The organism is Streptomyces mangrovisoli (genome assembly GCF_000974985.2).
GTDB lineage: Bacteria > Actinomycetota > Actinomycetes > Streptomycetales > Streptomycetaceae > Streptomyces > Streptomyces mangrovisoli.
The window spans coordinates 142,906-165,670 of the sequence record NZ_LAVA02000001.1 but is presented as its reverse complement, the minus strand read 5'-3'; the positions used below and the strand labels follow the sequence as shown (position 1 = coordinate 165,670).

The following is a 22,765-nucleotide window of genomic DNA, read 5'->3' as shown; positions in this document are numbered from 1 at the left end:
CGCCGACGCTCCCCCCGCCCGCCGGCCCTGGTACCGCCGCCGCCGTAGCGTCGTCGGCGCCGCCACCGCGACCGTGCTGCTGGTGACGTTGGGGAGTCTGTCGGCGCTGTCGGACGACCGGTCCGGCGGCGGCTCGCAGGCGACCGCCTCCGGCCCGTCCCGTACGGCGGGCACCGGTACGTCCCCCCGCTCCTCGGCCGGTGCGGCCGGCCCCTCCCCCAGCGGTTCACCGGCCTCGCCGTCCGCGGGCGCGCGGGCCTCCGGGACCCCCGCGGGGACGGCGGGACCGTCGGCGGGCGCCGCGGGCGGCGGATCCGCGGCCGGTGTGCCGCTCGCCTCGACGGTCGACTCGCAGATCTGGGACGGGGGATGCGGCTACGACTACGTCATCGGCAAGGAGCCGGACCAGGTGCCCCCGCCGCCGGTGGAGCAGGACGCGGCGGTGTGGGCGGCGACCCAGAAGGCGGTGCCGGGGCGGCAGACGCTGGTGCAGGTGTCGGTGCAGGGAAAGTCGTCGACGGCCGTCGTCCTGGAGGCCCTGAGGGTCCGCGTCGTCAGCCGCACCGCACCGGTCGGCGGCAACGCGTACGCGATGGGCCAGGGGTGCGGCGGGGATCTCGCGCCCCGCGAGTTCCGTATCGACCTGGACATCGACCGCCCGATCGCGCACGCGCAGTCCGGGCGGTTCCCCTTCCGGGTCTCCGCCGAGGACCCGGAGGTCCTGAACGTCTCCGCGACGACCGAGACGTACGACTGCCGGTGGTACCTGGAGCTCGACTGGTCCTCCCAGGGCCGCACCGGCACGCTCCGCATCGACGACCACGGACAGCCCTTCCGCACCAGCAGCATCAAGGGCCTGCCCCACTACTGGTACGGCAGGAACGAGCAGAACACCTTCCAGTGGAAGCCCACCGGCTCATGAGGCGCCGCTCCGGCCCGGGCGCCGACCGCCGGTCGCCTGCCGTCGGTCGGCGGTCGGCGGTCGTCTGCCGTCGCTCGGCGGCTGCCTGCCGCCGGTCGTCCCAGGTGGTTCCCGCCCGGCCGTTGGGTCCCGGCCCCGCTGGGTCTATCGTCGGAAACGCGGGGCCAGGACGAGGAGGACGGCCGATGATGCCGCAGGACGAGGCCGTGATCGGCTGCACGGGGAAGGTGCTCATCGGGACGCGTGGTTCCACGGGCCCCGGCGAGGTCCTGGTACGGGTCAGGGGCGGCTCCGAGACCTTCCTCGCCTGGTCGGAGGACCCCCTGCCCGCGGGGGCGACGGTGCTCGTGATCGAATCACGGGGATGCCGCGAGATCGGCGTCATCGAGTGGGTGGATCCATTGGACGCGCTCGACGGGGGAACCGCCGGCGCCGGCTGAGGAGTACAGGCATGTTCGGATATCGCGTTCCCGCTCCAGACGAGGCGATGCTGATCTCGGGTGGCAGGCGGGGACTGGGGGGCGCGCCGTTCCGAGTGGTCACGGGGCACGGCAAGTTCGTGCTGCCCGTCTTCCGCAAGACCCGCTTCCTCACCCTGTCGATGTGCGAGTCCGAGGTCACCGAGACCTGTGTGACCAGACAGGGCATCGCGCTGCACGTCCGCGCCGTCATCGCCTTCAAGGTCGGCAACGACCACGAGAGCATCATCAACGCCGGTCAGCGCTTCCTCTCCGACCAGGAGCAGATGTCGGTCCTGACCGGCCGGATCTTCGCCGGTCACCTGCGCGCGATCATCGGCTCGATGACCGTCGAGGAGATCGTCACCGAGCGGCAGAAGCTCGCCGCCGAGGTCCTCGACACGTCGAAGATGGAGATGGCGAAGATCGGCCTCATCGTCGACTCGCTCCAGATCCAGTCCATCGACGACGGCGACACCGGCTACATCGACGCCATGTCCGCGCCGCACAAGGCCGCCATCCAGCGGCAGGCGCAGATCGCTCAGGCGCAGGCCACCCAGGCCGCCGCCGAGGCGGAGCAGGAGGCGGCCCGGCAGCAGGCCGAGTACGCCCGGAAGACCGCCGTCGTGAAGGCCGAGTACTCGGCCGAGGTCGACCGCGCGCAGGCGCAGGCCGCGCAGGCCGGTCCGCTGGCGCAGGCGCACGCCCAGCAGGAGGTGCTCCAGGCGCAGACGGAACTGGCGCTGCGGCAGGCCAAGTTGCGCCAGCAGCAGCTGGTCGCCGAGGTCGTGAAGCCTGCCGAGGCCGAGGCCGAGCGGGTCCGCATCCTCGCCGCCGCCGAGGCGCAGCGGATGAAGATCCAGGCGGAGGCGGCGGCGTCGTACGACCGTGTCGCGCTCGACCGGATGCTGATCGACCAGCTTCCGCAGATCGTCAAGGAGGCCGCCGGTGGCCTCGCGGGCGCCAATGTCAACGTCCTCAACGGCGCGGACGGCCTCGGCGAGATCGCGGCCGGCCTGGTCTCCCAGGGTCTGACGATCCTCGACTCGGTCCGGCAGAACCTGAGCGGCCAGGAGTCCGACGGGCAGCGGCCCGCGGGCGGCGAGAACAAGGGCCTGCTCCAGCTGCCGTCCCACAAGGGACGCAGGTCCGACGACGGTCCGGTGGACGTCGAGCAGTAGCGCTCGCGCGCGCAGGCCCCGTTCCCCGTCCGGGAGCGGGGCCTTTTGCGTGGGCCCGCCGCGCCGGACACCCTCCGCCGGTACAACCCTCGGCGGCATCGAGGTGTCCCACAGGTGAACCCCGATGTCTCGGCATCTCGGCGGCATTACCTACACCTGGGAGATCCCTTGCGCACACGGATGAGGACCTACGTCTCGGCGGCCGCCGTCGCCGCCGCGGTCACCGCCGGCCTGTCCCTGCCCGCGTCGGCCGCCGCCGCCGCGCCCACCGGCGGGGACTTCAACGGGGACGGCTACGCGGATCTCGCCGTGGGCGTGCCCGACGGCACGGTCGACGGCAAGGCGAAGGCCGGTTACGTCACCATCGTCTACGGCGGCCCGAAGGGGATCGGCGCCTACGGCAGCATCCGCGTCAGCCAGGCCACCGCCGAGGTGCCCGGCAGCCCCGAGGCGGGTGACCGGTTCGGCGCCTCCGTGGCGCTCCTCCCGATCGGCACCGGCGGCAAGGCGCTGCTCCTCGTGGGCACCCCCGGCGAGGACATCACGGGGCTCGGCACGGACGTCGGCATGGTCGAGGCGGTGAGCGGCACGAAGACCGGCACCTCGTCCGGTTCCGTCGTCCTCGACGGAACCACGGACTCCGCCCAGTACGGCCTCGCGGTGACCGCGGCCGACGTGACCGGCGACGGCAACAAGGAGATCGTGATCGGCGGCAAGGACAAGGTCGTCGCCCGGGTCGCCCAGGGCGAGGACAGCATGGTCGCCACGGTCGTCACCGCTCCCATGGGCGGGCGCGCCCCGATCCTCGCGACCGGCGACTTCACCGGGGACGGCCGGGCGGACCTCGCGGTCGCGTACCGGTCGACCACCCCCTCCACCCAGTCCCATGTGCGCATCTGGGCCTGGGACCCGGCCGAGCAGGCCTTCGCCAACACGTGGAACACCGACAACACCGGGGTCTCCGCGCTCGCCGCGGGCGACTTCGACGGCGACGGCCACGACGACCTGGCCCTCGGCGAGTGCCGGGAGTACGCCGACGAGAACATCGACGACCCGTGCGGTCCCGAGGCGCTGGCGAAGGGCGGCGGCATCCACATCCACTACGGCGCCGCCGCGGGCGGCAGTTTCGGTTACCGGCAGCAGACCCTGAACCAGGACACCGCCGGAGTGGCGGGCGTCGCGGAGGACGCCGACCACTTCGGCGCCGCGCTCGCCGTCGGGGACGTCGACCACGACGGCCGCGACGACCTGATCGCGGGCGCCCCCGGCGAGGCGATCGGCTCGCGGGCGGGTGCGGGGGCCGCGACGGTCCTGTACGGCTCCGCGGCCGGGCTGCTCGACGCGAAGGGCACGGCCCGCTCGGCCGGGCTCCAGCAGGACACCGCCCATGTGCCGGGCGTGGCGGAGTCCGGCGACGCGTTCGGCGCCGCGCTCGCCACCGGGGACTACGACCACGACGGCCGGGTGGACCTGGCGGTCGGCTCCCCGGGCGAGAACGCCGGCTCGGGCGGCGTGTGGTTCCTGCCCCGGGCGGGCGCGGCCGGCTCCACCGCCTTCACCCCGGCCAAGCTCCACCTGCCCTCCCCGACGAGCGCGCTCGCGTTCGGCAGGTACCTCGGCGGCCGGTGACGGTCACCGGATCCGCCCGCCGCGCGGCGGGCGGATCCACCGCTCCGTGACCACACCGATCTCCGCGCGCAGGTGCGGCGGCACGAGGAACCGCGGCCGGTTGAACCACGCGCTGTCCTGGGCATCCCTCAACTCCGCTGCCGCGTGACCGGTTCGGGGCCGGGGCGGATGTTTCTTTACGCGTCCCTGACGGTCGGGTGTGCATCCGTACGGGCCCGGGCAGAGTCCTTCTCCATGTCTCGATCAGCGTGCACTGCCGTGGAATGGAGTAACCGATGGATGGCGCCGTCGTAGCCGGGGTGGTCGTGGCCGTGCTGGCCCTGCTCGTCCTGCGCAGCGGGATGAAAGTGGTCAACCAGATCGAGCGCGGAGTGGTGTTCCGCCTGGGCAAGGCGCTGCCGAAGTACCGGCAGCCCGGCATCACCTTCCTGATCCCGTTCGCCGACCGGATGCGGAAGGTGAACGTGCAGGTGATCACCATGCCGGTGCCCACGCAGGAGGGCATCACCCGGGACAACGTCTCGGTCAAGGTGGACGCCGTCGTGTACTTCCGGGTCACCGACCCGGTGCGGGCCGCCATCGAGGTGCAGGACTACATGTTCGCCGTGGGCCAGGTCGCGCAGTCCTCGCTGCGGTCGATCATCGGCAAGAGCGACCTCGACGACCTGCTCAGCGACCGGGAGCGGCTGCACGAGGGGCTCGCGCTGATGATCGACAGCCCGGCCGCGCAGTGGGGCATCCACATCGACCGCGTGGAGATCAAGGACGTACAGCTGCCGGAGTCGCTGAAGCGGTCCATGTCGCGGCAGGCCGAGGCCGAGCGGGAGCGCCGCGCCCGGGTGATCACCGCGGACGGCGAGTTCCAGGCGGCGCAGCAGCTCGCCAACGCGTCGCGGATCATGTCCGACACCCCCGAGGCGATGCAGCTGCGGCTGCTCCAGACGGTCGTGGAGGTCGCCGCGGAGAAGAACTCCACGCTGGTGATGCCGTTCCCGGTGGAGCTGCTGCGCTACTTCGACCGGGCCACCAAGAAGCTCGACCAGGAGGTCGAGAAGGGCGAGGTCGAGCGGGCCGAGGCCGCGGAGGGCTCCGGCGACCGCGGCGGCAAGGAGCTGAAGGCGGGGATCGAGCAGATCGCGGCGCTGGCCGACAAGCTGGTCCCGGCCCCCGCGCTCAGCGGCCCGGACGCGGATCCGGCCGCTCTGCCGGGCGGGACGCAGGACGGGACGCAGGAGGGGCCTCAGGAGGGGACGCAGGACGGGGAGCCGGCACAGGCGCAGGCCGCTCCGGGTGAGGGCGCCGGGACGGCTCCCGCCGGGCGGCCGTAGCCAGCGCCAGCGTCACCGCGATCGACGCGGCCGCCATCGCGGCCGTCGCCGTGGCGGGCGAGGTGAGCTGGGCCACCCCGCCCGCCAGGGACGCGCTCAGGCCCTGCGCGGTGAGCATTCCGGCCGAGTGCAGGCCGAGGGCGTGTCCGCCGAGGTCGTCCGGGGTCAGCTCCATCAGCCGTTCCTGCTGCACGAGGCTCGCGCCGAAGCCGACGGAGGCGACCGCCGCGCACACCGCGGCCAGGGCGAGCGGCGGGTGCAGGGCGAACAGCAGGTACGGGGCCGCCAGCAGCAGGAGCAGGGGCAGGGCCAGGCGGCCGCGGCGGGCCGGTGACAGCAGGCGGCCGACCGTGACGTCCCCCGCGAACATGCCGAGCGCCGCACACGCGAACAGGGTGCCCGCGGCCCCGGGGTCGTACGACACGAACAGCGATTCGCAGCCCACGACCAGGCCGTTGGGGAGCCACAGGCCGAGGTAGGTCAGCCGGCGCGGACGGGACGACCACAGCAGGGCGTTGGTGCGGCGGGTCGCCGCGACCGAGGGCCGGCCCTGGACACGCGGCGGGCGGGCGGTCAGGCCGAGGCGGGCGCCGAGCGCCGCCGCCAGGTAGAGGGCGGCCGCGATCAGCAGGGCCACCCGCGGGGACAGCGCGGCCACCAGGGCGCCGCCGGTGGCGTACCCGGTGATCTGCATGATCCCGCTCATCATGTTGAACGTCGAACGCCCCAGCAGATAGCCGTCCTTGGCGAGGATCTGGTGGAGCAGCCCCCAGCGGACGCCGCCGCCCAGGGAGGCCACCAGGCCCTGCAGCAGGACCACCGCGAGGATCGCCGCCGTCGGCAGGCCGGGGGCGGCGAGCAGGCCCGTACCGGCGGCGTAGGCGAGCGGTACGGCGGTCAGCGCGGCGCGCGGCCGCAGCCGGTCGGCGCCCGACAACAGCATTGTCGCGCCGAGCACTTGGGCCAGGGAGGGCCCGAACATGCTGACCGCGGAGAGCAGCGGCGAGCCCGTCGCCCGGTACACCAGCGTGCCGAGCGCGAGCCCGCCGACCGTCTGGGCGGCGGTCTGCGCGGCGGCGGACAGGAACAGGGGCGTGAACTCGGGCGTGCGGAAGAGGGCTTGATAGCTGGGCATGCCCGGAGTCTCAAATGCCGTGCGCGCGGCCGTTATTGTTTCGCGCGGACGCGAAAGGACGGGAGTTCATGGGCTGGTGGGAGGTGAACGCGGACACGCTCGCGCGCAGCCGGTTCGTGCTGTCGCCGTACGCGGAGACCTTCGCGTGCCTGCGGCTGCTGCACGTCGGCGACGCGGCCCACCCCGGCGACCAGCGCTGGCTGCGCGCCCACCGGCCGGCCTACCGGGCGCTGCTGGCCGCGGACCCGGTCACCGCGCCGCTGGTGCGGGCCGGGCTCGGGCGGGAGTGGATCGCCGACTTCTTCACGCCGGTGCCCCGGGACGGCGAGAGCGCCCCGGACACCGTCGCGCGGGTGGCCGCGGTCCGCCCGGAGGACGCCCGCGCGCATCTGCGGACCTCCCTCGCGGGGCCGCTGCCCGCCGCCCTGGACCGCGACGACCTGCCGGACCGCGCGGCCGCGCTGCTGACCTGGGTGTGGACCGAGACCGTACTGCCGTACTGGGAGCGGCGCCGCCGGGTGCTGGAGGCCGACGTGGTCGCGCGCACGGCGCAGGTGAGCCGCGGCGGCTGGGCGGAGGTCCTCGACCGGCTGCGCCCGGGGCGCACCCGCTGGCTCGGCGAGAACCGGCTCCAGGTCAACGCGCACGCCTACCCGCCGCGTTCGGTGGCCGGCGCCGAGCTGCTGTTCGTGCCGGTGACGCCGAAGGCGGGCTGGGTGTCCTGGGAGGAACCGGACCGGTACGCCCTCGTGTACTCCTGCGCCGGGGCGCTCGCCGACCGGGACCGGAGGGCGGTCCCCGCGGCGCTCGGCGCGCTGCTCGGGACCGCGCGGGCCGAGGTGCTCGTCCTGCTCGCCTCGCCCCTGAGCACCACCCAGCTGACCGCCGTGACCGGCCAGGGCCTCGGCTCGGTCGGCCGCCATCTGAAGGTGCTGATGGAGGCGGGCCTGGCGGACCGCCGCCGCGCGGGCCGCTCGGTCCTGTACACGCGCACGGCGGCCGGGGACGTGCTGCTGCGGGCCGGGGCGCCGGGGCCGCCGTAGGCCCGATGGGACGGTCGCGCGGTTCCCCCGCGCCCCTGAGAACCCGGCTGCGGGCCGGTGGGGGCTTGTCGCGCAGTTCCCCGCGCCCCTTGGTCGGCTGCGGCCCCGGCGTCCCCAGGGGCGCGGGGAACTGCGCGCTCGGCCCCACCGGCCCGCGGCCGGATTCTCAGGGGTGCGGGGCCGACGGGCCCGGGGCCGGCTTCGCGCGGCGAGCGGCATAGCATCCGAGGCATGACGAATGCAGACAGCAACGGTTCCGTGCTCGACGTCGAGATCGGCACGCTGCGGGGCGGCCCCGCGGACCTCTCCCAGTACGCGGGCCAGGTCGTGCTCATCGTGAACGTGGCCTCCAAGTGCGGGCTGACCCCGCAGTACACCGGCCTGGAGAAGCTCCAGGAGCAGTACGCCGAGCGCGGCTTCACCGTGCTCGGGGTGCCCTGCAACCAGTTCATGGGCCAGGAGCCGGGCAGCGCGGAGGAGATCGCCGAGTTCTGCTCGGCGACGTACGGCGTGACCTTCCCGCTGACCGAGAAGGTCGACGTGAACGGCGAGGGCCGGCACCCGCTGTACGGCCGGCTCACCGGTTTCGCGGACGCCGAGGGCCACGACGGCGACATCCGCTGGAACTTCGAGAAGTTCCTCGTCGGGCGGGACGGCTCCGTGGTCGCCCGCTTCTCCCCGCGCACCGAGCCGGACGCGGCGGAGGTCGTGACGGCGGTCGAGGCCGCGCTCGGCGCCTGAGCCCCGGCACTCCTCGACCGGACCGCTCCGGTTGACCTTGCCCCTGGGACAAGGGAGAGCGTCCATGTCGCCGGGCGGAGGAACCGCCCGGTGACGGAGGATTCACCCGTGGACGACGACCTGCTCACCATCGGCGCGTTCGCCGCGCGGTCCCGGCTGTCGCCGAAGGCCCTGCGGCTGTACGACCGGCTCGGTCTGCTCGCGCCGGCCCAGGTGGACGAGGCCAGCGGCTACCGCTACTACCGCGCCGGCCAAGCGGACCGCGCCCGGCTGGTGGCCCTGCTGCGGCAGCTCGACATGCCCCTCGCCACGATCGCCGACGTGCTGGACGCGGACGGCGACACGGCCGCGGAGCGGCTCGCCGCGTACTGGGCGGACGTCGAGGCGCGGGTGGCCGGGCAGCGGACGCTCGCCGCGTACCTCCGTGGACGACTGTCGGGGAGGAGCTCCGAGATGGACGAGAACTACGTGATCGAGACCGTGGACGTGCCCGCGCAGGTGGTCATCACCGAGAAGCGGCACACCCTGGCCGACGAGCTGCCCGCCTGGATCGGCGCGTCGCTCGGCCGGCTGGAGGCGGCGGCGCGGGAGTGCGGAGGGGTGACGGGCGCGCCGTTCGTGGCCTACCACGCCGAGGTGTCGATGGAGAGCGACGGACCGGCCGAGTCCTGCGTGCCGGTGGCCGACGAGGCGGCGGCCCGGGCCTGGGCCGAGCGGAGCGGGCGGGCCTGGCAGACGGCCGTCCGGGTGGAGCCCGCCCGGCGGCTGGCATACACCAGGATCACCAAGGCGCAGGTGGCGCATCCGCAGATCCTGGCGGCCTTCGAGGCCGTCGAGCGGTGGGTCGCCGCGCAGGGCCTGGCCTACGACGGCCCGTGCCGGGAGGTGTACTTCGCCGACTGGGACGCGGCGGGCGCCCAGGACCCTGTGTGCGACGTGGCGTTCCCGGTGCGGTGAGCCGCCGGGCCGGGGCGGGGGGCGCGGTCGGCCCCCCGCCCCGGCCTCGCTCACGGGCCGGCCGGCGCCCCCTCCGCGCCGGCCGGCCCGTCGGGCACGGCCCGGCTCAGGGCGTCCGGGCGGCCGGCCGTCCGGGCTTTCGCCCGCACGGACGTCCGGGGACGAGCCGAGCCCCCTCGGCAAGGACGGCGGGCTGGTCGAGAGGGCTCAGGTGACGCATGTGAAGTTGTCGTCGTGGGATCAGAGGTGGATTGCCGTTTATGGGGGAGAGCCTCCCCTACGCCTTGACCGACGCCACGAAGGCGGTCCACGCCTCGGCGGGGAAGGACAGGACGGGTCCCTCGTGGACCTTCGAGTCACGGACGGCGAGGTTCGCGGTGGGCGACTTGACCTCGACGCACGCGCCGTTGCCTGCGGAGTAGGAGGACTTGGTCCACGTGTCCGTGGCGCCCTGCCGAACTGACATGTTCACTCCTGTTGCGAGTTGCTGAGTTCGAACGCTTTCCCGCCAACCTTTGCTCCGGGTTGGCCTGATCGAAGCTACTCGCCAACTCCGCCCGCCGGAGGAGTCGTTCACTCAACCGGGTGGCATATTCCAGAGGACACTTACGCTCAGAGGTACCACCAGTGTAAGATCCGCCGCCCCATCCGAAACTCGGCTCAACTCGCTTACGCCGCGTAGGCCTTGGCCACGTCCGCGATGTACTGCCGCGACTGTTCCACGTTCAGCGACTGCGCCCTGAGGTGCTCGTACATCACCGCGTACTTCTGCACGTCGTGCGCCTTCTCCAGGTACAGGTCGCTGGTGACGCCCTCCAGGTAGACCACGCTGGAGTCGGCCGCGTCCGCGAACTCCAGGATGGCGTACTGCCCGTTGAGCCCGGGATGCGCGCCGACGTCGAACGGCAGCACCTGCACGGTGACATGGGGCAGCCGGGACATCTCGATCAGGTACTCCAACTGCTCGCGCATCACCAGCTTGTCGCCCACCACCCGCTTCAGGGCCGCCTCGTCGAGCACCACCCACAGCCGCAGCGGGTTGCCGTCGGCGCCGATCCGCTCCTGACGGCGCAACCGCACCTGGACCCGCTTCTCGATGTCGGCGGGAGAGGTCTCCGGCAGCGCGCCCTGCACCAGCGCCTCGGCGTACGCCCGGGTCTGCAGGAGGCCCGTGACGATCTGGGGCTCGTACACCCGCAGGGACTCGGCGTCGGTCTCCAGACCGATATAGACGCTGTAGGGAATGTCCCCGAACGCGTGCCACCAGCCCTGCTGGCGGGAGTCCCGGGCCATCTCCATCAGCGAGTCGACGACCCGCTGGTCCTCGACCTCGTACACCCCGCACAAATCGCGGACGTCGCGCTGGCTGATGCTGCGCCTGCCGTTCTCCAGGCGGCTGATCTTCGACTGCGACACCAGCAGCCGCTCGGCGACCTCCTCGGCCGTCATGCCCTTGAGCTCGCGAAGCCGCCGCAACTCCTGACCCAGACGGCGTCGCCTGACGGTCGGATTGACATTGGACGCCACGGGACGTGCACCTCCGCCTGCATAATTCCACTTTGCGTATCTGCTGTTGAGCAGACTGCCACCCAGGTGCTTATTACCGCTGGCAAACGGTGGATATGCGGCGCGTACGCGTCAGTTCGGGCACGACGGACGGCTCCGTCCGCTCCGCCGGCCCCCGGACCCGGTGCGCCGGGGCACAGGGCGCGGTCCGCCGGGCGCGGGAAAGCGGTCGAGCGGGGTGGAGCGCCCCCGTGCCGAGGACGCCCCACCCCGCTCGGACCAGCGGCTCCCGGACCGGTCTTCTGGGGACTGGGTGCGGCTGTGTGGTCGTGCGGGTCGTTCGTGCCACGCGTGAGGCTCAGTGCGCCACGACACGCGCCATGGAACTGCGGTGCGGCTGCATGGGAACCCCACGAGCGGGTTCCGGTGCGGGCCTGGCGCCCGGTGCGGCCTGCCGGCCGGCCGGGGCCGGGTTGCGGCGCTGCTGCGCCCCTACGCCGTTCTGGACGTCCATCACCGCGTGCGCGACGAGGCCGCCCATCGGGTCGTGCCGGATCAGGTCCCTGAGCCGGGATCGAGAGGAACGCCCCTCGTTGCCCGGGTACAGGTGCTTGCCGAGGCCGACCGCGTGCGCCAGGGCGGCGAGCGCCGCGGTCCGCGGGTCCGGCGGTACGCCGGTGCGGATCGCGGAATCCAGCCGGGCACGGATCTCCCGGCTGATGGCGGTGTCCGTCGCCTGATAGCGCGTGGTCGGCAGCACCCCGCACATCTGGCCCGGTACGGCATGGACCATGCCGCAGCGCTCCAGATGCGAAAGGTAGGTCTGGCGGAGGCCGAGGCGCGGCCCTCCGATCCAGTTGACCGCACGCACGGGAGCGCCACGCCTTCGCAGCAACTCCAACGCGCAGTCCAAAGTCGGATCTCCAGTCGGCCGTGGCGCCACCACGGCGATACGATCCCCGTCTGGGGCTATCCGTCCGGCCAGCGCCAGCTCCACTAGCTGCGCTCCGGCCAGACCGAGGTCGAGCGACTGCGGCTGCGCAGTGGTACCCGTGGCCGGGTCCAATGCCAGCAGCAGAAGCTCCTCCGGAAGTGTTCTGCGGCTCCTGCCCATCCATGCCTCCCCGCGTGGATGAATGACAGGGTGACCCCTCTCACATTGGTCTGTCGAGAGCGCGTGACCAGTTCGTGAGGGAACCGGTAGGTATGTCGTTCTCGTCTACCACTGAGGGCAAGCCCGCACACAGGACACTGGTACATGGTTCGGACAGCGGTATGGATGCGGTGCCCGAGCGGGAACAAGCGGTTGTGAAGCGGTTGGTTCGATACGCGCACGGAGGCCGTGCGGCGCATGGAGGAGGCATCGGTGGCGGGCGAGTCCCCCGACAGGTCGAAGCAGCGCGAGTCGTCGGCGGAACCGACGTCGGGGAGCGCGGGTCCGGTTCCCGAGGCCAGGGGCGAGGCGCGCGATCCTCGCCTGGCGATGGCCCGCGAGGACGCGGCGGCGAAGCCCCGCGGGGGCGGTGTGGACACGGCGACCACGGTGCTGTCCGTCCGCGACCGGGAGCCCGGCGCGGACGCTGACGCCGACGCCTCGGACTCCGCGGACGGCTCGGACGCCGCGGACTCCGCGGACTCCGCGGACTCCGCGGAGGGCTCCGGCGACGCGTCGGCGGCCGGCGGGGGCGACGACCGCCTCCGGGCGGCCGTCTCGGCCTGGGTGCGCTCGGCGGGCGGTCCGGGACGGGCCGACGCCGCGACCGGGACCGGGACCGGGACCGAGGAAGCGGACGCGGACGAGGACGAGGCCACGGCCGAGTCCGACCGCGAGGACGGCGGGCCGGAGGACGGCGCCGAGCCGGAGCCCGCCGCTGCCGCCGACGCGGACGGCGGAGCCGACGGGGACGACACCGGCGACGCCGCGGACGGTTCCGCGTCCGCGGAGCCGGAGGACGAGCCCGTCGCGGACGCCGACCCCGTGGACGCGCCCGAGGACACCGACGGCGACACCGCCGAGGACGCGGACGCGAGCGGGGCCGACGCCTCGGACTCCACCGGGCCCGAGGACGCCGAACCGGCGGACGCCGCACCGCGCGACGCCGAACCCCAGGACGCCGAACCCGAGGACGCCGAGCCCGAGGACGCCGGGCCCGAGGACGCCCCCGAGCCCGCCGCCGCCTCCAAGGCCGAGGACCAGGACGGGGACCAGGACGACGCCGGACCGGACTCCCCCGAGCCCGACGCCGGCCCCGGCTCGGACTCCGGCCCCGTCTCCGACGCCGGCTCCAGCTCCGACGCCGGGTCCGCCCCCGCCCTCGATCACCCCACCACCGTCTTCAAGGCCGTACGGCCGCCCAAGCCCGCCGTCGATCAGCCGACGACCATGCTCAAGGCGCCGAAGCCGCCGCAGGCTCCCGCCGGGGACCCCGAGCGGACCAGCAGGTTCGTCGCGCTGAAGCCGCTCGACGAGCCGGGGACCAAGGCGCCGGACGCCACCCGGGCCGTGCCCCAGGTCGGCCCCGAGCGGACCCGGCAGGTGCCGCTGCCGCCGAAGCCGCCGATCGACCTGCTGGCCGAGCTGACCAACACGCCTCCGCCGCCGGAGACCGCCGTCCGCACCCTCGTGCGGCGGTTCAAGATCTGGACGCCTCTGGTCCTGCTGCTCGCGGTCGTCTTTGCGATCGTGCAGGCCGTACGTCCGCTGCCCGCGCCCACGCTGGCGCTCACCGCCGACGACTCGTACACCTTCGAGGGCAGCAAGGCGTCCCTGCCGTGGCCGAGCGAGGGCCAGGGCTGGATGGACGTCGAGGGCATCGGGACGATGGGCAACTTCGGTGACCAGACGCCGGTCGCCATCGGCTCCGTGGCGAAGGCCATGACCGCCTACATCGTGCTCAAGGACCACCCGCTGAAGTCCGGCGAGGAGGGCCCGGCCATCACCGTCGACGCCACCGCCGAGAAGGAGGGCGGCTACGACAAGGACGGCGAGTCCACCCTCAACACCGTCAAGGAGGGCGACAAGCTCTCCGAGAAGCAGGCGCTGTCGGCGATCATGATCCCGTCGGCCAACAACATCGCCCGTCTGCTGGCCCGCTGGGACGCCGGATCCGAGGCCGCGTTCGTCAAGAAGATGAACGCCACCGCCAAGGAACTCGGCATGGACCACACCACCTACACGGACCCCTCGGGTCTGATCGAGACCACCGTCTCGACCGCCGAGGACCAGGTGAAGCTCGGCGACGAGCTGGTGAAGATCCCGGCGCTGATCGACATCACCAAGCTGCCCAGCTGGACGGACCCGTCCGGGCAGAAGTGGAACAACTACAACCGGCTGGTCCCCTACAACGGCGCCATCGGCCTGAAGACCGGCACCACCACCAAGGCGGGCGGCAACCTGCTGTTCGCCGCCACCAAGGTGGTCGACGGCCAGACGGTGACCGTGGTCGGCGCGATCCTCGGGCAGCACACGGCGCCGATCATCGACACCGTCAACGCCGTCAGCAAGACCGCGATGCTCGGCGCGCAGAACGCCCTGACGTCGCAGAAGATCCTGAAGAAGGGTGACGTCGTCGGGTATGTGGACGACCAGCTCGGCGGCCACACGCCCGTCGTGGTGACCAAGGACGTCAGCGCGGTCGGCTGGGCCGGTCTCAAGGTCGAGCTGTCCTTCAGGACCGGTGACGTCCCGCACACGGCGAAGGCGGGGACCGAGGTCGGCACCCTGACCGTCGGCGACGGCTCGAACGGGGCCGTCAAGGTGCCGGTGGCCCTTCAGAAGGACCTGACGGAGCCCGCGTTCACGGCGAAGCTCAAGCGCATCGGCTGATCCGCACCCCCCTTCCCAGCGCCCCCGCACCCCGTCGGGCCGCGCCCCGCCCGGGCGCCGCCCGGCGGGGTGCGTGCTAGCGTCACGAACCGGGGCAGGCCACCGGACGGCGAACGGAACGGGGCCGAGAAGAAAAGACGGGATCACGGGGAGTGCCAACAGGTGGCGACTGCGGAGCCGACACAGGCCGACGACACCGGTCCGGGCCCGGACACCAGCCCGCGAATACGCATGCCCGCACACCCCGCGGACGGCACGCCCACAGACCCGTCGGCCGACCGGGCCGCGCCTGACGACGCGTCCACCGCGGTCCCGATCAGCCGTGCCCGTGCCGCGCTCCTCGGCCTGCGGATGCGGCTGCTGCTGCACCCCGTGCTGTCGGTCACCGCGCTCGCCGGCGTGCTGCACATCGTCTGGTTCTTCACGTTCGCGAACAGCGGTGGCGATCTCGCCGCGCAGGACGCGTGGGCGGAGTTCGTCGGCCGGCACCCGGACTCGGCGTACAACCTCGCCTGGTACGGCGGGATGCACCCGGTCTCGTACAGCGTGGTGTCGCCGTACCTGATGTCCGTGCTCGGCGTGCGGACGACCATGATGATCGCCGGGACGCTCTCGGCCGGTCTGCTCACGCTGGTGCTGATCCGCAGCCGTGCGGTGCGCAACCCCCTGTGGGCCGCGCTGGCCGGGGTGTTCGCGTTCCTGTGCAACGCGGCGTCCGGCCGGGTGACCTTCGGGCTCGGCACGATGTTCGCGCTGGGCGCGGTCGCCGCCGTCTTCTGCTGGCCGCACCGCTGGCGCTACAAACGCTGGGCGAAGGCGCTGTGCGCGGCCCCGCTGGCCGCGCTCGCCACCATGTCCTCGCCGGTCGCGGGGCTGTTCGTCGGGCTCATCGCGGTCTCGCTGTTCCTGCAGAAGCGCAGGCCGGGCGCCTGGGCGCTGGGGCTCGCGCCCACCGCGGTGGTGGCCGTCTCCGCCTGGCTGTTCCCCTTCTCGGGCACCCAGCCGATGACGATCTGGTCCGTCCTGCTGCCCCTGTCGTACGCGATCCTGTGCTTCGTCCTCGTGCCCAGGCAGTGGCGGACGGTGCGGCTGACGTCCGCGGTGTACGGCCTGTCCGTGGTCGGCGTGTGGGTGGTCAGTTCCCAGATCGGCTCGAACATCTCCCGGCTGCCGATGCTGTTCGCGGGGGCGACGCTGATCGCCGCGCTGCCCTTCCACGAGCCGCGCTCGCGCCGCTGGTACGCGACCGTGCTGGCCTTCCTCGGCTCGGTCGGCTGGATAGGCTTCAAGGCCGTCGACGACATCATCCACACCACCCCGGCGGCCTCCTGGGCCCGCGAGCTCGCGCCGCTGGTCAACGAGTTGCAGAAGGTCGGCGCCGAGAAGGGCCGCGTGGAGGTCGTACCGGCCCGCTCGCACCGCGAGGCGTCCGCGCTCGCGCCCTACGTCAACCTGGCCCGGGGCTGGAACCGGCAGGCCGACATGGAGCGCAATCCGCTCTTCTACGACGACACCCTCAACTCGGCGAACTACCACGAGTGGCTCCAGCGCTGGGCGGTGCACTTCGTGGTGCTGCCCAAGGACGAGCCGGACGGGGACGGCGGCGAGCGCGAGCGGGCGCTGGTGCAGCGCGGGATGCCGTATCTGAAGCAGATCTGGGGCGACGCGAACTGGCAGCTGTTCCAGGTCACCGACCCGGCGCCGATGGCGGAGCCGAACGCGGTGGTCGACAGCGCCGAGCAGGGGGAGCTGACGATCGAGGTGCGCAAGGCGGGGCGGATCCTGATCCGCATCCCGTACTCGCCCTGGCTGAGCATCGTCGACGCGCAGGGCAAGAGCCTGAAGGCTCCGCAGGAGACGCAGGCGTCGAAGCACCGGGCCGACGGCACGCCGAAGACGTTCGACAACGTCAACGGGTGTCTGATGGAGACGGCCGAGGACGCGAAGGGGGACAAGTGGACGATGCTTGTCGCTCCGCGGGCCGGGACGTATCACCTGGCGGCGCCCTACCAGCTGCCCCGGGGGACGCCCTGTCCCGACGAGCTGAAGTGAGCTCGGGTGGGTCTCCGGGGGCGCCGCCCCCGGACCCCCGTGTCGGCCTGAACGGCCTCGTCCTCAGGGTCAGCGGAGCTGGTCCACGTAGCGGTCCGTGCCCGGGATCGTCGGGATGAAGGGGGCGAGTAGCTCGACCCTGCCCAGGCCGGACTCGGTCACCTGGTCCTCCAGGCCGGTGGACAGGTCGTCCCAGCACTCCCGTGGGTCCGTCTCCAGGAACCACAGGAGGGTCAGCCGGGTGCCCACGCCCTCCACCTGTTTGACGTACGTCATGCGGTCGCCGGGGAGCGGGGTGGGGCGGAAGACGGTCACCATCGCGGCCGGGGAGCCCGCCAGGTGGCGCGGGAGGTGGCGGGTGCGCAGCCGGTCGAGGAGTTCCTCGCACTGCTCCGGGGAGTCGGCGTCGATCACCTCCAGGACCAGGCCCGCGTAGGGGTGGTCGAGGGCGTGGACGTCGCGGGGGCCCGCGGCGCCGTCGCGGTAGACCGTCGCCGCGTGGTCGTGGAACGCCGTGAAGACGTGGGTGCGGGCCTGGTGGACGCGGGCGTCGCGGTTGAGGCGCTTGTTGATGGCGACGGTCCAGCGCATGTGGTCGTCGTAGCGGCCGTCGGTGATCCAGTACGTGGAGAGGTAGCAGCCCGCGCCGACCGGCTCGGCGATCGCGGACTTCTCCGGGCGGCGCAGCAGCTGGAGGTCCCGGGTGGCGACCCAGCGGCGGCCGGCGTACATCCAGGGCATGGCCATGGCGCCGGCGTAGTAGTGGTCGTCCTCGTACCAGCGGTTGTAGGCGTACTCGTGGCCCGGGTGCGGTTCGACCATGGTGATCAGGGCGTGGCCCGGACGCACCCCGTACGGGCCGACGGCGGCCAGTTCGGCGTAGGTCTCGCTGCGGGTGTCCTCGCTCATGCCGTTCCCCTTCCTTCCTCCGGTGCTCGCCCATACTCTGACGCTCCGTCAGATGGAACGCCAGGGGCCGGGAGGGCCGCCATGTCACTGCTCGCGGGCAAGACCGTCGTCGTCTCCGGGGTGGGCGCGGGGCTCGGCCATCAGGTCGCGGCGGCCGTGGTGCGCGAGGGCGGCAACGCCGTGCTCGGCGCGCGCACCGAGGCCAACCTCGCCAAGAGCGCGGCGGAGATCGACCCGGAGGGGGCGCGGACCGCGCTGCGGGCGACGGACATCCGGGACGAGGGGCAGTGCGCGGCGCTCGCGGAGCTGGCGCGGGAGCGGTTCGGGCGGATCGACGCGGTGGTCCATGTGGCCGCGTGGGACGCGTACTTCGGCGGGCTCCAGGACGCGGACTTCGCGACCTGGGCGTCGGTGGTCGACGTGAATCTGCTGGGCACGTTGCGGATGACGCGGGCGTGCCTGCCGGGGCTGAAGGAGCGCGGCGGTTCGGTGGTGTTCATCGGGACGCAGTCCGCGGTGGCGGCGCCGACGCAGGTCAGGCAGGCGGCCTACGCGGCGTCGAAGGGGGCGCTGACCAGCGCGATGTACTCGCTGGCCCGGGAGCTCGGGCCGGACCGGATCCGGGTCAACACGGTGCTGCCGGGCTGGATGTGGGGGCCGCCGGTGCAGGCCTTCGTCCAGTTCACGGCGCAGACCGAGGCGGTGGCCGAGGCGGAGGTGCTGGCGCGGCTGACGGGCCGGATGGCCCTGCCGGAGCTGGCCACCGACGGGGACGTGGCGGACGCGGCGGTCTTTCTGGCGTCCGACCGCGCGCGGGCCATCACGGGGCAGTCGTTGCTGGTCAACGCGGGGGAGCTGATGCGCTGAGGGCTCCGCGCCACCTTTGGGCAAGTTCATATGTGTGAATCCAGGTCATCGAGCCGAACATTTTTGCTCGCTCTTGACCTTACGCTTGCTTGCCGTGAGCACGCCACCCCGCCCACAGTTCACATGCCTGACCCCAAGGCGGTGGACCCTGGAAGGGGGCACATGAACGGTCTCGACTGGGCCGTCCTGGTCGCGTACTTCGGCGTCATGACGGCGATCGGTGTCTGGTCCCACAAACGTGTGGACGACGTCAGCGACTTCTTCACCGCCGGCGGCAAGATGCCGTGGTGGCTCTCCGGCATCTCGCACCACATGTCGGGCTACAGCGCGGTGATGTTCACCGGGTACGCCGGTATCGCGTACACCTACGGCATCACGTCGTACGTCACCTGGGCGCTGCCCATCGCCATCGGCGTGCTCATCGGCGCCAAGGCGTTCGCGCCCCGGCTCAACCGGCTCCGCTCACGGCTCCACGTGGCCTCGCCGCTGGAGTACCTGAAGGACCGGTACAACGTGCCGACCCAGCAGGCGCTCGCCTGGTCCGGCATCCTGCTGAAGATCGTCGACGTCGGCGCCAAGTGGGCCGCGATCGCCACCCTGTTGAGCGTCTTCACCGGTGTCACCCTCACCCAGGGCATCATCATCACCGGCGGCATCACGGCCGTGTACTGCACGATCGGCGGGCTCTGGGCCGATGCGCTGACCGAACTCGGCCAGTTCGTCATCCAGTTGCTGGCGGGTCTCGCCATGCTGATCATCACGCTGCACAAGATCTCCGAGCAGGGCGGCCTGTCGAAGGCGCTGGACTCGCCGAAGCTGCACGGTCACGGCGACGGGTTCGCGGGGCCGTATCTGACGGTCTTCTTCATCGCGTACCTGTTCATCAAGCTGTTCGAGTACAACGGCGGCATGTGGAACCAGGCGCAGCGCTACATGGCGACCGGCAGCGCCAAGGAGGCCACGCGCTCGGCACTGCTGTCGGCGGGCCTGTGGTTCGTCTGGCCGGTGATCCTGTTCACGCCGATGTGGCTGTCGCCGCTGCTGGTGACCGCGCAGAAGCCGGACGGCTCCGACTCCTACGGACTGATGGCCGAACAGCTGCTGCCGCACGGTCTGTTGGGCCTGGTCGTGGTCGGGTTCTTCTCCCACACCATGGCGATGTGCTCCTCGGACGCCAACGCCATCTCGGCGGTGTTCACCCGGGACGTGGCACCCGTGCTGTCGCGGGCGGCGCGGGCCTGGAACAACCGGGCCGGGCTGATCGCCGGGCGGGTCACCACGGTCGCCTTCCTCGGCCTGTCGATGGCGGTCGCGACCCAGGTCAACTCCCCCACGTTCAAGGACATCATCACGGTCGTCATCAAGTGGGTGGCCGGCCTGATGGGCCCGATCGCGATCCCGTTCATCCTCGGTCTGCTGCGGCCGCTGCGCCGCTCCGGCCCGACGGCGGCGCTCACCAGCTGGGCGTGCGGACTGCTCGCGTTCTTCTTCGTCAACTACCACCTGGACTTCTCGCAGCGCACCGACGTGAAGCTGGAGTACCAGGTGTCCGTGCCGATGGTCATCTCGCTGGTGCTGTACCTGGTCATCGGCCTGATCCGGCCCGAGGACACCCCGGAGCGGGTCGCGATCATCGAACGGATCAACACCGACGACGACGGCGCCGCGGTGGCCGCCCCGGTCCCGGCGCCCGCCCAGGCCCCGGCGGCGGAGGGCACGGTGACCGGCTCCGCGGTCGACAACCAGCCCTGATCGCAGGCTCCCTGACGGCCGGTCAGCCCCGCGGGTAGCGGGCCAGCCAGCCGGGGGACGCGCCCGCGGGGGTGTGCAGGGCCGGGCCCTGGGTCATCTCCATGGCGAAGTCGTCGGCGAGCTCCAGGATCGTCGCGCGGCCCTCCAGTTCGGCCAGCCAGGCCGGCGGGAGGGCCGTCTCGCCGTGCAGGGCGCCGAGCAGGGCCCCGGTCAGCGCGCCGGCCGCGCCGGACGGGCCGCCCTGGTTGACCGCGAGACACAGCCCGTGCCGTACGTCCTCGCCGACCAGGGCGCAGTAGACCGCGGCGGACAGCAGCCCGGCCGCGGTGCCGGCGCCGGTCAGCTCCTCCACCCTGGCCGGTGTCGGCATCCCCTGGCGCACCGCACCCAGCGCGTGCTGGAGGGCGTCCGACACCGGCTGGTGGCCGGGCCGGGCGACGAGCAGGGCGAGGCTGCGCTGCACGGCCGCGTCGAGGCTGTCGCCGAGCGCGAGGGCGTGCACGATCACCGCGTAGGCGGCCGCCGCGAGGCAGGCGACCGGATGGCCGTGGCTCTGCGCGGCGCACTCCAGGGCGAGTTGCCCGACGAGCTGCGGCTCCCAGCCGACGAGCAGCCCGAACGGGGCGGAGCGGGCGACCGGTTCGGGTCCGGCCTCGCCGGGGTTGCGCGGCGCGTCGAGCGTGCCCATGGTCTCGTCGCCGAAGCCGGTCAGCAGGGCCCTGGTCGGGTCGCGGCGGGCGTAGAGCCACTCCTCGCGGGCCAGCCAGCCGTCGTCCTTGCGCCGCAGGTCGGGGCCCCAGTCGTGCTGGGTGGCGGCCCAGCGCAGATAGGCCCGGTGCAGATCGGTCGGCGGATGCCAGGCGCCGCTGTCGCGGCGGACCTGGGCCCGTATCAGCCCGTCCACGGTGAACAGGGTGAGCTGGGTGTGGTGGGTGACGGCGCCGCGCCTGCCGTAGGCGCCGGCCAGGTCGGTCAGGCCCTCCGCGCCGTACGCGGCCCGGATCTCCTCGGCGGTCAGGGCGTCGACGGGCGCGCCGAGTGCGTCGCCGACCGCGGCCCCGAGCAGGGTGCCGCGCACCCTGCTGCGGAAGTCCTGCTGCTCGGTGCGGCCCCAGACGGCACCGGATGTCGCGGCCACACCGACCTCCTCATGGCACCGCCGTACCTACGACAGTTCAGCACTGTAATGGACCGCGAACGGCCGGTTCTGGCGTGCGGGTGCCCACCTGTGTCCGGTCGTGGCCAGATGCCGTCCGGTCGTGGCTCAATGCCGCCCGGGTGGCGGCCCGCGGGGCTGGGAAGGAAACCGCCATGGCCACCCCCACCACTTCGACCACAGCCGCGCCCTCCGCCGCCCGGAGCGCGCTTCCGCTCGCCGCCACGCTGCTCACCGGCACCGTGGCCCTCTACATCGCCCTGGTCGCCTTCGGGAACATCACCGATTTCGGGACGAACCAGCAGTTCGTCCGGCATGTCCTCGCGATGGACACCACGTTCGGGGACGACGACCTGATGTGGCGGGCGATCACCAGCAAGGGGCTCCAGGACGCCGCCTACGTCGCGATCATCGTGTGGGAGACCGTCGCCGCGCTGGTGCTGACCGCCGGGACCTGGCTGTGGGCGCGGCGCGACACCGCCCGCGCGCGCCAGGTGTCGACGTACGGGCTGCTGATGCTGTTGCTGCTGTTCGGCGCCGGGTTCGTGGCCGTCGGCGGGGAGTGGTTCGCGATGTGGCAGTCCAAGACCTGGAACGGCCTCGACGCGGCGACCCGCGTCATCGTGCTGAGCGGGGTCGTCCTGATCGTGAACCACCTGCCGTCCGGCCGGGACGACTGACCCGCCCTACTTGACGACGGTCACCTTGGTGCCGGTCGAGCCGAACGTCCACAGCGCCGCCCCGTCCGCCGTGTGCATCCGGATGCCGCCCGTCTGCGTGCCGGACGCGGGCGACGGCTCGGAGCCGTCGACCGCGTTGGAGAAGGCGATGTTCAGGCCGGACTTGGCGGCGAAGTAGACGATGTGCTCGATCTTCACCCCGTCCGAGCCGGTCGTGGAGTCCCGGCGCACGGAGACCGTGTAGCTGCCGGGGTCGGGCGAGACCGTGCCCGGCCACACCGTGAAGGTGCGGCTCGCCACGTCGTCCCCGTCCACCAGCCACACCCGCTTCTGCGCGAGCGAGTAGACGACCCGGCGGCCGCTGCCGGAGGAGGCCGGGACCGCGGCGGCGGAGGCCTTCTTCTTCGGCGCGTGCGTGGTGGAGGCGTGCGGGGACGCGGACGCGGTGGCGTGCGGGCGGGTGGCCGACGCCGTGGGGTGCGTCCCGTGGTTCGCCTGGGCGGCCAGGACGAGGACCGCGGCGGTGGCCCCCACGGTCAGTCCGCTGACCCAGGCCCACGAGGGTATTCGGCCAGGCACGGCGCATCTCCTCAGCTACTCGGCCCCCGCCATCGGGGGTCGGA

General features: G+C 72.7%; 18 protein-coding genes and 2 pseudogenes. 13 read left to right on the top strand and 7 right to left on the bottom strand.

Annotation, left to right across the window (positions count from 1 at the left end):
- The 5 genes and pseudogenes from WN71_RS41695 to WN71_RS00675 all read left to right on the top strand — a co-directional run.
- Nucleotides 1-922: pseudogene (locus WN71_RS41695) on the top strand (transcriptional regulator); the annotation flags it as partial.
- 188 nt (nucleotides 923-1,110) lie between these two features.
- Nucleotides 1,111-1,362 carry a hypothetical protein gene (locus WN71_RS00690; RefSeq protein WP_046589770.1) on the top strand — a complete coding sequence of 84 codons (252 nt, stop codon included), beginning with the start codon at nucleotides 1,111-1,113 and terminating at the stop codon, nucleotides 1,360-1,362.
- 11 nt (nucleotides 1,363-1,373) lie between these two features.
- Complete coding sequence (locus WN71_RS00685; protein WP_046589718.1) at nucleotides 1,374-2,561, top strand: SPFH domain-containing protein; 1,188 nt, start codon at nucleotides 1,374-1,376, stop codon at nucleotides 2,559-2,561.
- 168 nt (nucleotides 2,562-2,729) lie between these two features.
- On the top strand, nucleotides 2,730-4,190 hold the full coding sequence (locus WN71_RS43160; protein WP_276208062.1) for an FG-GAP-like repeat-containing protein: 1,461 nt from the start codon (nucleotides 2,730-2,732) through the stop codon (nucleotides 4,188-4,190).
- Nucleotides 4,191-4,465: 275 nt separating this feature from the next.
- A pseudogene (locus WN71_RS00675) lies at nucleotides 4,466-4,990 on the top strand (SPFH domain-containing protein); the annotation flags it as partial.
- Between the two features lie 373 nt (nucleotides 4,991-5,363).
- On the opposite strand, the gene WN71_RS00670 reads toward WN71_RS00675, so the two are convergent.
- A complete protein-coding gene (locus tag WN71_RS00670; protein ID WP_107469515.1) occupies nucleotides 5,364-6,653 on the bottom strand; it encodes an MFS transporter in 1,290 nt (429 codons plus the stop codon).
- A gap of 68 nt (nucleotides 6,654-6,721) precedes the next feature.
- Here WN71_RS00670 and WN71_RS00665 point away from each other — a divergent pair, with 68 nt between their 5' ends.
- The 3 genes from WN71_RS00665 to WN71_RS00655 all read left to right on the top strand — a co-directional run bounded on the left by WN71_RS00665 (nucleotide 6,722) and on the right by WN71_RS00655 (nucleotide 9,394).
- Entirely contained in the window at nucleotides 6,722-7,696 is a 975-nt protein-coding gene (locus WN71_RS00665; RefSeq protein WP_046589724.1) for an ArsR/SmtB family transcription factor, read from the top strand.
- A gap of 231 nt (nucleotides 7,697-7,927) precedes the next feature.
- Nucleotides 7,928-8,437 carry a glutathione peroxidase gene (locus WN71_RS00660; protein ID WP_046589725.1) on the top strand — a complete coding sequence of 170 codons (510 nt, stop codon included), beginning with the start codon at nucleotides 7,928-7,930 and terminating at the stop codon, nucleotides 8,435-8,437.
- Between the two features lie 90 nt (nucleotides 8,438-8,527).
- Nucleotides 8,528-9,394, top strand: coding sequence for a MerR family transcriptional regulator (locus WN71_RS00655; RefSeq protein WP_046589727.1), 867 nt, complete (start codon nucleotides 8,528-8,530; stop codon nucleotides 9,392-9,394).
- A 277-nt stretch (nucleotides 9,395-9,671) separates the two neighbouring features.
- Here WN71_RS00655 and WN71_RS00650 read toward each other — a convergent pair whose 3' ends face one another.
- The 3 genes from WN71_RS00650 to WN71_RS00640 all read right to left on the bottom strand — a co-directional run bounded on the left by WN71_RS00650 (nucleotide 9,672) and on the right by WN71_RS00640 (nucleotide 12,014).
- On the bottom strand, nucleotides 9,672-9,860 hold the full coding sequence (locus tag WN71_RS00650; RefSeq protein WP_046589729.1) for a DUF397 domain-containing protein: 189 nt from the start codon (nucleotides 9,858-9,860) through the stop codon (nucleotides 9,672-9,674).
- A 203-nt stretch (nucleotides 9,861-10,063) separates the two neighbouring features.
- The gene (locus tag WN71_RS00645; protein WP_046589731.1) at nucleotides 10,064-10,921 is read right to left on the bottom strand and encodes a helix-turn-helix domain-containing protein; all 858 of its coding nucleotides are present in this window, start codon (nucleotides 10,919-10,921) and stop codon (nucleotides 10,064-10,066) included.
- Nucleotides 10,922-11,258: 337 nt separating this feature from the next.
- Nucleotides 11,259-12,014, bottom strand: a complete 756-nt coding sequence (locus tag WN71_RS00640) for a GOLPH3/VPS74 family protein (RefSeq protein ID WP_046589734.1) — start codon at nucleotides 12,012-12,014, stop codon at nucleotides 11,259-11,261.
- A 237-nt stretch (nucleotides 12,015-12,251) separates the two neighbouring features.
- Between WN71_RS00640 and WN71_RS00635 the strand changes: the two genes are divergently transcribed.
- Together WN71_RS00635 and WN71_RS00630 are read left to right on the top strand one after the other, a co-directional pair.
- Nucleotides 12,252-14,726 carry a D-alanyl-D-alanine carboxypeptidase gene (locus tag WN71_RS00635; RefSeq protein ID WP_046589736.1) on the top strand — a complete coding sequence of 825 codons (2,475 nt, stop codon included), beginning with the start codon at nucleotides 12,252-12,254 and terminating at the stop codon, nucleotides 14,724-14,726.
- A gap of 162 nt (nucleotides 14,727-14,888) precedes the next feature.
- Nucleotides 14,889-16,778 carry a hypothetical protein gene (locus WN71_RS00630; RefSeq protein WP_046589737.1) on the top strand — a complete coding sequence of 630 codons (1,890 nt, stop codon included), beginning with the start codon at nucleotides 14,889-14,891 and terminating at the stop codon, nucleotides 16,776-16,778.
- A gap of 69 nt (nucleotides 16,779-16,847) precedes the next feature.
- On the opposite strand, the gene WN71_RS00625 is transcribed toward WN71_RS00630, so the two are convergent.
- On the bottom strand, nucleotides 16,848-17,687 hold the full coding sequence (locus tag WN71_RS00625; protein ID WP_046589739.1) for a hypothetical protein: 840 nt from the start codon (nucleotides 17,685-17,687) through the stop codon (nucleotides 16,848-16,850).
- A gap of 81 nt (nucleotides 17,688-17,768) precedes the next feature.
- On the opposite strand from WN71_RS00625, the gene WN71_RS00620 reads away from it, so the two are divergent.
- Together WN71_RS00620 and WN71_RS00615 are read left to right on the top strand one after the other, a co-directional pair.
- Nucleotides 17,769-18,554, top strand: coding sequence for an SDR family oxidoreductase (locus WN71_RS00620; protein WP_046589741.1), 786 nt, complete (start codon nucleotides 17,769-17,771; stop codon nucleotides 18,552-18,554).
- A gap of 162 nt (nucleotides 18,555-18,716) precedes the next feature.
- On the top strand, nucleotides 18,717-20,306 hold the full coding sequence (locus WN71_RS00615; RefSeq protein ID WP_046589743.1) for a sodium:solute symporter family protein: 1,590 nt from the start codon (nucleotides 18,717-18,719) through the stop codon (nucleotides 20,304-20,306).
- A 22-nt stretch (nucleotides 20,307-20,328) separates the two neighbouring features.
- Here the strand turns inward: WN71_RS00615 and WN71_RS00610 are convergent, their stop codons facing one another.
- Entirely contained in the window at nucleotides 20,329-21,444 is a 1,116-nt protein-coding gene (locus WN71_RS00610; RefSeq protein WP_046589745.1) for an ADP-ribosylglycohydrolase family protein, read from the bottom strand.
- Between the two features lie 173 nt (nucleotides 21,445-21,617).
- Between WN71_RS00610 and WN71_RS00605 the strand changes: the two genes are divergently transcribed.
- A complete protein-coding gene (locus WN71_RS00605; protein ID WP_046589747.1) occupies nucleotides 21,618-22,142 on the top strand; it encodes a DUF2165 domain-containing protein in 525 nt (174 codons plus the stop codon).
- Between the two features lie 6 nt (nucleotides 22,143-22,148).
- Here the strand turns inward: WN71_RS00605 and WN71_RS00600 are convergent, their stop codons facing one another.
- Nucleotides 22,149-22,721, bottom strand: a complete 573-nt coding sequence (locus WN71_RS00600; protein ID WP_167382882.1) for a hypothetical protein — start codon at nucleotides 22,719-22,721, stop codon at nucleotides 22,149-22,151.
- Nucleotides 22,722-22,765: the final 44 nt, after the last annotated feature.